11 protein-coding genes are annotated in these 10,577 nt (G+C 31.9%); 4 read left to right on the plus strand and 7 right to left on the minus strand.

Going from position 1 to position 10,577, the window contains the following annotated elements; all coding sequences use genetic code 11:
- Positions 1–24 precede the first annotated feature (24 nt).
- Both AC1EUY_RS09040 and AC1EUY_RS09045 read right to left on the minus strand, forming a co-directional pair.
- Positions 25–321: a putative quinol monooxygenase gene (locus AC1EUY_RS09040; protein ID WP_480195200.1), complete on the minus strand. Its 297-nt coding sequence runs from the start codon at positions 319–321 to the stop codon at positions 25–27.
- Position 322: 1 nt separating this feature from the next.
- Entirely contained in the window at positions 323–1,153 is an 831-nt protein-coding gene (locus tag AC1EUY_RS09045) for an SAM hydrolase/SAM-dependent halogenase family protein (RefSeq protein WP_480195201.1), read from the minus strand.
- A gap of 141 nt (positions 1,154–1,294) precedes the next feature.
- Here AC1EUY_RS09045 and AC1EUY_RS09050 point away from each other — a divergent pair, with 141 nt between their 5' ends.
- From AC1EUY_RS09050 to AC1EUY_RS09060, 3 genes are read left to right on the plus strand one after another with little or no spacing between them, the layout of a single operon-like run.
- Positions 1,295–2,242 carry a PhoH family protein gene (locus tag AC1EUY_RS09050; protein ID WP_480195202.1) on the plus strand — a complete coding sequence of 316 codons (948 nt, stop codon included), beginning with the start codon at positions 1,295–1,297 and terminating at the stop codon, positions 2,240–2,242.
- A gap of 56 nt (positions 2,243–2,298) precedes the next feature.
- Positions 2,299–3,252, plus strand: coding sequence for a phosphoribosylaminoimidazolesuccinocarboxamide synthase (locus AC1EUY_RS09055; protein WP_480195203.1), 954 nt, complete (start codon positions 2,299–2,301; stop codon positions 3,250–3,252).
- Positions 3,249–3,653, plus strand: coding sequence for a DUF2721 domain-containing protein (locus AC1EUY_RS09060; protein ID WP_480195204.1), 405 nt, complete (start codon positions 3,249–3,251; stop codon positions 3,651–3,653). Before AC1EUY_RS09055 ends, AC1EUY_RS09060 begins: the two co-directional genes overlap by 4 nt.
- Here the strand turns inward: AC1EUY_RS09060 and AC1EUY_RS09065 are convergent.
- Positions 3,640–4,854, minus strand: a complete 1,215-nt coding sequence (locus AC1EUY_RS09065) for an aminotransferase class I/II-fold pyridoxal phosphate-dependent enzyme (RefSeq protein WP_480195205.1) — start codon at positions 4,852–4,854, stop codon at positions 3,640–3,642. The two genes, AC1EUY_RS09060 and AC1EUY_RS09065, sit on opposite strands and share 14 nt — an antisense overlap.
- A 155-nt stretch (positions 4,855–5,009) precedes the next feature.
- On the opposite strand from AC1EUY_RS09065, the gene AC1EUY_RS09070 reads away from it, so the two are divergent.
- Positions 5,010–5,468 carry an Lrp/AsnC family transcriptional regulator gene (locus AC1EUY_RS09070; protein ID WP_480195206.1) on the plus strand — a complete coding sequence of 153 codons (459 nt, stop codon included), beginning with the start codon at positions 5,010–5,012 and terminating at the stop codon, positions 5,466–5,468.
- Positions 5,469–6,042: 574 nt separating this feature from the next.
- On the opposite strand, the gene AC1EUY_RS09075 is transcribed toward AC1EUY_RS09070, so the two are convergent.
- The 4 genes from AC1EUY_RS09075 to AC1EUY_RS09090 form a co-directional block, all read right to left on the minus strand.
- On the minus strand, positions 6,043–8,304 hold the full coding sequence (locus AC1EUY_RS09075) for a M1 family metallopeptidase (protein WP_480195207.1): 2,262 nt from the start codon (positions 8,302–8,304) through the stop codon (positions 6,043–6,045).
- Between the two features lie 67 nt (positions 8,305–8,371).
- Positions 8,372–8,872 (minus strand): DUF6702 family protein, encoded by a 501-nt coding sequence (locus AC1EUY_RS09080; RefSeq protein WP_480195208.1) that lies wholly within the window; start codon positions 8,870–8,872, stop codon positions 8,372–8,374.
- A gap of 54 nt (positions 8,873–8,926) precedes the next feature.
- Positions 8,927–9,712, minus strand: coding sequence for a hypothetical protein (locus AC1EUY_RS09085; protein ID WP_480195209.1), 786 nt, complete (start codon positions 9,710–9,712; stop codon positions 8,927–8,929).
- Positions 9,699–10,475 (minus strand): hypothetical protein, encoded by a 777-nt coding sequence (locus AC1EUY_RS09090; RefSeq protein WP_480195210.1) that lies wholly within the window; start codon positions 10,473–10,475, stop codon positions 9,699–9,701. Before AC1EUY_RS09090 ends, AC1EUY_RS09085 begins: the two co-directional genes overlap by 14 nt.
- Positions 10,476–10,577: the final 102 nt, after the last annotated feature.

The raw sequence follows: 10,577 nt of genomic DNA on the forward strand, positions 1-10,577 counted from the left end.
TCACTAATCACTAATCACTAATCACTAATCACTAATCACTATTTTATCTACACTCCAAGCTTCAGGTTTATCATTAAATAGTACTTTAGTTTTTGCCCAAACACCTTTAAAAAGCTCAGATTGTCGATACTTTTCTAGGTCTTTTTCTGTTTTCCAATAGCTATAGGTAAAAAAGACATTTGTATTATTTTTATCTCTATACAATTCTAATAATTCACACCCATTAAAAGCACGAATTTTGGCTTTATTTTGATCAAAATTTTCTAAAAATACATCAATCTTTTCAGGTTGAAAACTCATTTTTACAATACGTACAAACATACTATTTAAATCTTACGGTTACAGTATCTCGGTAATCTAAGCCTAATAGACTTGACGCGCCACCAACGGTTTTAAGATTACTCTTATAAATAGCTATTTCAAGAAAATCTGCCGAATTAAAAATGGCAAGCTTTTTACCATCATCTAAACGTTGATCTTGTGGAATCTCAAAATTTACAATCTCATTATATTGCCTAAATACCTTATTAAACGAATAATTTCGTGCAATGACTTCAAAAGCTCTTCCTTTACCTATATCATTAAATAGCTTTTTACTGATATTACTAATTACATTACCATAGTTGTCTATGTAGATAATACTACCAACAATTTGTGTTTTGTCCTCATTAATAAATGGATGTACTTCGGTAAGTTGTTTGTACTCAGTAATCTCTTTGCCAATAACTTCTAAAGTGCCTCCACGCGCAATGTGACAAGCAACTTTTACAAACACATCTAAGACGTTAAAGCTACTCACGATTGCATTATGAATGGTGATCTCAACAAGTTTTTCAGGTTTTATTTCTGAAGCGATCATCGAAATAACACCATTATCTGGACATATAAAAAAATGATCGTCTAGTTTTAGCGCAATATGCTTATTTTCTACACTTAATTCTGAATCTACGCCAATAATATGAATGCTTCCTTTCGGAAAGTTTTTATAAGCGTTTTTAACAATATACGCTGTTTCAGTAATATTGAATGGAGAAACCTCATGCGAAATATCAATTACATTAACAGTGTCTAACTCATTGAAAATAGCACCTTTAATAGCGCCTACAAAATGATCTTTAATTCCGAAATCTGTCGTTAAAGTTATTAAAGGCATTTGTTAATTATTTCCTTATTGTAGATTGGGTTCCTAATGTAAAAAGTGTAACTTTATTGTGCAAATCTAATCAATTAAAGGTTATGAATTTGTAGTTTAAACGCTAGTTTTTAACATAAAATAAACATAAAAAAGTTTCATTTGAACGAAAGAATTATCGAATTAACTGAAATAAATCCTAAGGATTTTTTTGGTACCCAGAACAGTAACATTGAGCAACTCAAAAAATACTTTCCTAAAATAAAAGTTGTTGCTCGTGGAAGTAAGATTAAAATTTATGGTGAACAAGAATTATTAAACGAATTTGAAAAGCGTTTAGAAATGCTTATCAATCATTTTAATAAGTACAATAAACTAGACGAAAATAGTATTGAACGTCTATTAACCTCAAATGGAGGTGAAGAAAGGCGTTCTAGTAAAGCAAACGAGGTATTAGTACATGGCGTAAGCGGAAAACTTATTAAAGCACAGACTGCCAATCAACGGAAAATGGTAGAAGCTATGCTGAAGAATGATATGTTATTTGCTGTGGGGCCTGCAGGTACTGGTAAAACATACACAGCAGTTGCATTAGCAGTAAAGGCATTAAAAGAAAAAGAAGTTCGAAGAATTATCTTAACAAGACCTGCCGTTGAGTCTGGAGAGAATTTAGGGTTTTTGCCGGGAGATCTTAAAGAAAAGTTAGATCCTTATATGCAACCTTTATATGATGCATTACGCGATATGATTGCGCCAGAGAAATTAGCTTCGTATATAGAAACTGGTGTTATACAAATTGCCCCACTGGCTTTTATGCGCGGCAGAACTTTAGATAATGCTTTTGTTATTTTAGATGAAGCTCAAAATACCACACATGCGCAGATGAAAATGTTCTTAACGCGCATGGGGAAACATGCTAAGTTTATTATTACGGGAGATCCAGGTCAGATAGATTTACCTAGAAAACAGGTTTCTGGCTTAAAAGAATCTTTATTAGCGCTTAAGGATATTAAAGGTATTGCGATGGTGTATCTTGATGATAAAGATGTAATACGTCATCGATTAGTAAAAGAGGTTATTGCAGCTTACAAAGGAATAGAGACAGAGTAAAATTCTATTGTTTCTATTGCTCTTATAGCGTACTTTTGCGCCTACAACATAATTGTATGAATACCATTAACAAAACCAACTTTGCTTTTTTAGGACAAAAATCGATATACCGAGGAAAAGTAAGAGAAGTATATACTATCAATGATGCGTTATTAGTCATGGTAGCTACCGATAGACTTTCAGCTTTTGATGTGATTATGCCACGACAAATACCTTACAAAGGGCAGATATTAAATCAAATAGCTGCTAAAATGATGGAAGCTACAGCTGATATTGTTCCGAATTGGATCATAGCCACGCCTGATCCCAACGTAGCTGTTGGACATTTATGCGAACCTTTTAAGGTAGAAATGGTGATTCGAGGTTATCTTTCTGGGCATGCAGCTCGTGAGTACAAAGTAGGAAAGCGAAAACTATGTGGAGTTGTGATGCCCGATGGAATGCAAGAAAATGATAAATTTCCTGAGCCAATTATAACACCTTCTACCAAAGCTGCAAATGGTGAACACGACGAAGATATTTCACGTGAAGATATTTTAACTAATGGGATTGTTAGTAAAGAAGATTATGAAGTTTTAGAAGATTATACTCGAAAATTATTTAAAAGAGGAACAGAATTAGCAGCCGATCGCGGATTAATTTTAGTAGATACCAAGTACGAGTTTGGTAAAACCAAAAATGGAGAAATTGTATTGATTGATGAGATTCATACTCCAGATTCATCACGCTATTTTTATGCCGAAGGTTATGAAACACAACAGGCTAGAGGAGAGGCGCAGAAACAACTTTCTAAAGAATTTGTGAGACAGTGGTTGATCGCTAATGGTTTTCAAGGAAAAGAAGGACAGCAAATACCGGAAATGTCTGATGAAAAGATTATAGAAATATCTAATAGGTATATAGAGTTATATGAAAATATTACAGGAGAAATATTTGTAAAAGCAGACCTTACTTATATTGAGAAACGTATTGAAAGGAATGTAAATAATTACTTAAGTTCTAAACAATGAGTGATATTACACTAACGACTCCGGGTTTATTGTTCTCTGCCATTTCTTTATTGCTGCTGGCTTATACAAATAGATTTTTAGCGATTGCTGCGTTGATTAGAAAGTTGTTTAGTGAATATCAACTACATCCCGATAAATTGGTATTTGGGCAAATTCAAAATTTAAGAAAGCGAGTGCAATTAATTAAAAGTATGCAGATTTGGGGCGTGTTAAGCTTATTTTTATGTGTACTGTGTATGTTTTTAATTTTTGCCGATAATCAACGCTTAGGTAAATGGGTGTTTGGAATAGGTTTGTTGTTTCTATTAGTATCGTTAGGTATATCAATTAGAGAAATTCAAATTTCTGTAAAGGCCTTAAATATTCGATTAGAAAATATGGATAAAACTAAGCAGGAATAGCCTGTAGAATATCTAATTGCTCCATACATTTTCTCATTTCTTGATACGTCCTCTCAATATCATTATCTAATCCAATAGAAAAACGTATTAGCCCATCAGATAAACCCATTTCTATTTGTTCATCTTCAGGTATTTCAGAAGAAGTTGAGGTACCAGGAGCAGAGAATAAGGTTTTGTAAAAACCTAAACTTACGGCAAGATATCCTAAATTATGATTTTGCATTAACTCCATGAGCTCATTGGCTCTATCTAAGGAACCTACATCGATTGTTAGCATACCACCAAACCCATACTCATCATTCATCATGGTTTTGAATAGTTTATGAGAAGGGTGAGATTTCAATCCTGGATATACCGTTTTGATTCCGTCGTTTTCAAATTTTTCAGCCAAGTACGCCGCATTTTTGCTATGCTGTTTCATGCGTATGTGCAGTGTGCGTAGGTTTTTAAGTACAGAAGCGGCACGTAAACTATCCATGGTTGAACCTAATAGCATACAGGCACCATCATTTACGTTGCGAAGTGTGTCTATAAACTCTTGAGTTCCGCAAATTACACCTCCTACAGTATCAGATGAACCATTAATAAATTTGGTTAAACTATGTATTACGACATCGGCTCCAAGTTTTGCCGGAGAAATTGATAGTGGAGAAAAGGTATTATCAACAACCAATTTAAGATTGTGCTTTTTAGCTAATTTGGCTAAACCTTTAATGTCTGCAACTTCTAATAAAGGATTACTTACAGTTTCACAATAGATAACCTTTGTGTTCTTAGTAATTGAGGCTTCAACGATATCTAATTTAGTGATATCAACAAAAGAGGTTTGAATGTTTAACTTGGGTGCAAAATTCTTTAGAAAAGCATAGGTACCACCATAGATGGTTCTGCTTGATACGACATGGTCGCCTGCTTCGCATAATTGCAATAAGACTGGAGTTATTGCACCCATACCAGAAGCAGAAATATTGGCAGTTTCTGTACCTTCCATAGCAGCTAGTGCTTCACCTAAATATAGATTAGAAGGTGTAGAGTGACGTGAATATAAATAGCACCCGTCTGCATTACCTTCAAAGGTATCAAACATGGTTTTTGCAGATAAAAAAGTATATGTTGAAGAATCTGAAATGGAAGGATTTACACCTCCAAATTCACCAAAGTATTGTAAATCTTGAATATTATTTGCTGGTTTGAACTCCATAATCTATTAAAATTTGGAGGTAAATCTAAGTTATTGTAGTTTTAAAATCAATATAAATACTATTATTTAGATTATTTTTCTATTTTTATACGTAATAAGTGATAATTATTCTTTGCATGATTCTCATGGACTATTATTTTAGATAAATTTTCGGTATGCAATTAGATGAAATAGATAAAAAGCTTCTGGGTCTTTTACAGGCGAATAGTAAACGTACGCATAAGCAACTTTCGCTGCGTTTAAACCTTTCTGCCACAGCTATTCATGAGCGAATTAAAAAATTAGAACGTGAAGGGGTGATTCAAAAATATATAGCATTAATTGACAAAGAGAAGATCAATCGTGGTTTTATGGTGTTATGTCATATTAAACTTATACAACATAGCAATGAATATCTTACAAAGTTTGAAAGAGAGGTTATAAAATTAGAGGAGGTTTTAGAGTGTTTTAATGTGAGTGGTGATTACGATTATATTTTAAAAGTAGTTGTAAAAAACATGAAGGCATATCGTGAATTTATCAATAAAAAGCTAACTAAGTTACAATTCATTGGAAGTACACAAAGCACATTTATCATTAGTGAGCTAAAGAATAGTACCGAAGTAATAATATAAAAAAACCGGCCTAAAGACCGGTTTAACATGAAAAAATTACTTTTTGGCATTATCACCACAATAGTAATATCGTCGTAAATGAGTGTATTCTTTAGATTGTCGAAAAATTTTCTTGTTCTAAACTTTATATCCCATTTTGTTCTGTCTATTTCGAATTCTCTACTTTTAAAGTGATCTACAAATTTCTTGTTCATACCTTTAGATTTGATATTTAGTACTAGAATGGTATTCATGTCTAATATAAAATCACCCCCAACCAGTTTATCATCATTAAAAGTTAGAGTTCCTTCAGAGGTACCTAAAGTACCATTACGTGTTCTGCCTGGTTTAAAACCTACCTACATTACAGTTGAATCTTCGCTTATAGTTTTGTAAGTAGTAGATTTTATGGTTTTAAATGAGATAAATGTTACTATAAGAATAAATAGCGATAAAATTATTTTTCTTATTATAATTATTTTATAGATCTCTTTAATTAAGTCGATTATAAATAGAATACTTACAATTAAAAAACCTCGAATGTTAGTTCGAGGTTTTCATATTTATTCCATAAAAGGGGAATAAAAAACAGAAACTAGTTCTTTACTTGTTTTTTAAACTTATCAAAATTTGATTCTTCTTTTTTCTTAGGCCAGCTATTGTTTTCTAGGTCAATATCTGCTGTTTCTAAATCGGGATCTACAGTGACTGCAACAATTTTCTTAGAAGTTGCATATACTTTAGAAACCTCCTTATCATGTTTATTCCAGATTTGCGCAGGATATTTCTTGCGCTCTTTAGTACCATCTTCGTAAGTAATATCTACTATTAAGGGTAATACTAAACCACCTGGTTTTTCATAGGTAATTTCATAGAAATAATTAGGAGCTTCTTTAAGTCCTACTTTTTCATCTTCAGATAATGAAGCCATATAATCTTGTAAGAACTTTACATCATTTACTTTTTTTGCATCTTTTGCAGTTGTAGGATCTCCTTCAGCAAAATAGACCAATTTACCCTCATAATCTTTAAGATTCATTCCGAATCGTTTTGCATCTGCTTTTGCTTTCTCTGTAGGGGTTTCAGTTAAATAATAACTTTTTACTGATTTTACACCTTGATCATTATAATCTGTAGTATAGAACCATCCCCTCCAAAACCAATCTAAATCCATAGCAGAAGCATCTTCCATTGATCTAAAGAAATCTGCAGGAGTAGGATGTTTAAATTTCCATCTTTTTGAATACGTTCTAAAGGCTTCATCAAATAATTCTGGTCCCATAATTGTCTGACGTAACATCCATAAACCAGCGGCTGGTTTAGAGTATGCGTTAGGGCCGAAATTAAACACATTATCGCCTTGAGACATAATTGGTGAAAGTCTATCTTGATCTAAGCTCATATAGCGAACCATATCTTTCGGTAAACTTCTAGTATTGAAATTAGGATCGTAATCATACTCTGCAATCATTTCTACAAAAGAGTTAATGCCTTCATCCATCCAGGTCCACTGGCGTTCATCAGAATTTACGATCATGGGGAAGAAGTTATGACCAACTTCGTGTGTGATCACACCAATCATTCCGTCTCTAACTCTGTCTGAATAGGTTCCATCTGGGTTTGGGCGGCCAAAATTAAAACAGATCATTGGATACTCCATACCTTGACGTTTGGCATGCACTGAAATGGCTTTACTGTATGGATAATCGAATGTCATTTTAGAATATTCTTCTAAGGTATTGGCAACAACACGTGTTGAATGTTCTTCCCATAAAGGATTTCCTTCTTTTGGATACATAGAAACGGCCATCACGGTTTTACCATTTATATCAACTGCCATGGCATCCCAAATATATTTACGAGAAGAGGCAAAAGCAAAATCACGTACATTCTTAGCATTAAAATGCCATGTTTTCATTTTTTTTGATCTTTCTTTTTCAGCTTTTTCAGCTTCTTCTTGTGTTACAATAAACACAGGATCTTTAAATGACTTTCTAGCTTGTGCCCAACGCTTTTTTTGCTCTTTGGTTAAAACTTTATCTTCATTTTGCAATTCTCCAGTAGCATCTACTATATGATCTGAAGGTACTGTAAGCTTTACATCATAATCACCAAACTCTAATGCCCATTCGCTACGTCCCCAGAATTGCATGTTCTGCCATCCTTCTACGTTGTCATATACACAAAGTCTTGGAAAGAATTGAGCAACTGTATAATTGTTATTCCCGTCGGGAAATGCTTCATAGCCAGAACGACCTCCTATTTCTACATAATTAGGAATATTAAACCACCACTTAATTTTAAACACAAATTTTTCACCAGGCTTTAAAGCTTTAGGTAGGTTAATTCGCATCATAGTTCTGTTTATAGTGTGCGAAAGTGGAGAGCCATCAGCGTTTTGAACATGCTCAATATTAAATCCACCTTCAAAAGGCTTCTGTAAATAATTCTTCGTAAAAGTTTTAGGCCCATTAAACGAACTATTAAAACTTTCTGCCTGAATATCTGGAGATTTTGAATCTGGCGCTCTTACATTTTGATCTAGCTGTAACCATAAATATTCTAATGCATCTTTTGAATTATTGTGGTAGGTTATTGTTTCATCACCATATAATCTACTTTTCTCTTCATCTAATTTAAGATTCATCACATAATCAACCTTTTGTTGCGTGTATTCATAGCCTGGCGCACCAGAGGCAGTATGTTGTGAATTGGGAGTAGGTAACTCGTCTTTTAATTGTCTGAATTTACTGATGTTGTAGTGCCCTAGTTTTCTTTCTTTTTTTTCTTTCTCTTGGGCAAAAGAGAAAGAATTTATCAAAAGAAATGAAACTAATAAATAGCCTAATTTTCTCATTATCATTTATGTTATATTATTCGGATGGTGAAATTACTTATTTATAGTGATAATTAACAGTGAATTATTAAAACTTTAACAAATCTTTATCACTATTTTTGGTTAAAATAAAAGACTTCTTTTTACCATTGATGGCGAGCTTTATGATATTTTGTTGATCATTAAAAGTCTCCATTAGTATTTTATTTTTTATCTCAATAGATTTGATATTAGAGATATCAGTAACTTCTATGTAAAGTACAATTTCATCATCATCATATTCTTTACCTAAAAAATCATATTTCATTTTTTTGTCATTGATAAAAACGAAAAATTTATCTGCGATATATTTAGAGACATATTCATCTGTATCTTTTAATTCGTTATCGGTGTGTAATTTTGAATCTATAGCATATTGAGTATTTAATGCCTTTTCGAGGTCATCTATAAAAATACGTGATGTGATTTGTATTGATTTAGATTTTTCTGAGTACTTTATTTTAGTAAAACTAATATAATATTTATGTAACCCAAATGCTAACAGCGGAAGAATTAAAACTAAAAATAAATATTTCTTTATTGGATTCATAACTTGTTTTTTGTGTGTAAACATAGGTTCTTTTGCAAAAAATATTCCAAAACATTATTCTTTAATTTCTTTTAGAAATTTTTTGCTTTGCTGTATAAAGATCTCAGTGACTTCTAACAATTTATTTTCATTGAATAATATTATAGTATTAAACTGATTGCAATAATCAATAAAGTAATCAATTTGTTTTGCAGGAATCTTTAAATTATAAATGAAAAAATCTTCCTTAAAATATTGCTTTATTTTTTTGATAGTACCGAGGTTGTTTTCATTTCTTTTATCATTTTGGATTAGCTCTTGTAGCTTCCTGTCTTTCTTTCGTTTGCCAGAAAAAATATAGTACAAATTGTTAATTCCTCCTTTTTCACCCAATAGAGGGCTTACTATTAATGCATCCAAAACAGTGATAGGAACACTAGCTTTAGTGTGTCTATCTATTCTTGCATCTAGTTTTGTTTTAGGCTTTTTTGCAGCATTTGGTAAACCTAATTCTATGGCAATGTTATTACGCTCAAGTCGTACTTCACTTAATTTGTTTGTTTGAATTCTTAATCTAATAATTACTTGTAGTTTTTGTAAATCTTGAGGTACTACAATGCGCTGATACGGCTCAAATTGTATGGCAGAGAAAACTAGTGTGTCATTTAATTGAGCTGGAATTTCAAATTCACCAGCCTCATTAGTTAATGCTACTCTTTGATTATTTTTATTGATGATATGAATATTCTCAACAGAAATGGAATCATTGACTACTTTACCATTAAAAATGCTATTTTTTTGTTGTCCTATGATATTTGTAGTTACACATGCAAGCAATATAATTAAACTATTTCTTCTCATGTTTTATAGTTTCTATAAATACAATGCTTTCGGTTAACATTAATTCAATAAGTTCAATTTCTTGATTTTGTAGATAAAGATTTGCCATCCCTTTTTTCATACAATGTGCAATAAAATTATCGATTTCTAAAGCAGGTATTTTTAGCGTATAAATAAAGAAATCTTTTTTAAAATGTTTTTTTATTTTTTCTGCCGTTTCCTCATTACTCAATCTTATTTTATCTTCATAGCGTAATTTTTGAAGTTTACGATCTTTTTTTCGTTGACCAGAAAGGATGTAATACAAATTATCTATCCCTCCTGCACCACCAATAAGTGTAGTCAAAACTACTAATGGTAAACTAGCTTTAGAGTGCCCATCTATTCTTGCATCTAATTTTGTTTTAGGTTTTTTTGCAGCATTTGGTAAACCTAATTCTATGGCAATGTTGTTACGCTCAAGTCGTACTTCACTTAATTCGTTTGTTTGAATTCTTAATCGAATAATTACTTGTAATTTTTGTAAATCTTGAGGCACTACGATACGCTGATAAGGTTCAAATTGAACCGCAGAAAAAACTAACGTATCATTTAATTGTACGGGAATTTCAAATTCACCCAACCTATTCGTCAATGCAACTCGTCGATTGTTTTTATTGATGATATGAATATTCTCAACAGAAACAGAATCATTGACTACTTTACCATTAAAAATGGCATTTTTTTCTTGAGCTGCTAAACTGTGAGTAATAAAAAATATTATGATAAGTATATTAGTTTTCATCTTTTTTTAGGGTTTCTAAAAATACATTACTTTCTTTTATTAGTGTGTTGATAAGTTCAGTTTTTTTATTTGTACGATATAAATGAATTATCTTTTTATCTT

This window comes from Maritimimonas sp. 2210JD6-3, from assembly GCF_056591795.1.

Excerpts from the sequence above, each read along its gene's own strand:
- AC1EUY_RS09040 (WP_480195200.1), bottom strand. The coding sequence starts at position 321 with ATGTTTGTACGTATTGTAAAAATGAGTTTTCAACCTGAAAAGATTGAT.
- AC1EUY_RS09045 (WP_480195201.1), bottom strand. The coding sequence starts at position 1,153 with ATGCCTTTAATAACTTTAACGACAGATTTCGGAATTAAAGATCATTTT.
- AC1EUY_RS09055 (WP_480195203.1), top strand. The coding sequence starts at position 2,299 with ATGAATACCATTAACAAAACCAACTTTGCTTTTTTAGGACAAAAATCG.
- AC1EUY_RS09060 (WP_480195204.1), top strand. The coding sequence starts at position 3,249 with ATGAGTGATATTACACTAACGACTCCGGGTTTATTGTTCTCTGCCATT.
- AC1EUY_RS09065 (WP_480195205.1), bottom strand. The coding sequence starts at position 4,854 with ATGGAGTTCAAACCAGCAAATAATATTCAAGATTTACAATACTTTGGT.
- AC1EUY_RS09070 (WP_480195206.1), top strand. The coding sequence starts at position 5,010 with ATGCAATTAGATGAAATAGATAAAAAGCTTCTGGGTCTTTTACAGGCG.
- AC1EUY_RS09075 (WP_480195207.1), bottom strand. The coding sequence starts at position 8,304 with ATGAGAAAATTAGGCTATTTATTAGTTTCATTTCTTTTGATAAATTCT.
- AC1EUY_RS09080 (WP_480195208.1), bottom strand. The coding sequence starts at position 8,872 with ATGAATCCAATAAAGAAATATTTATTTTTAGTTTTAATTCTTCCGCTG.
- AC1EUY_RS09085 (WP_480195209.1), bottom strand. The coding sequence starts at position 9,712 with ATGAGAAGAAATAGTTTAATTATATTGCTTGCATGTGTAACTACAAAT.
- AC1EUY_RS09090 (WP_480195210.1), bottom strand. The coding sequence starts at position 10,475 with ATGAAAACTAATATACTTATCATAATATTTTTTATTACTCACAGTTTA.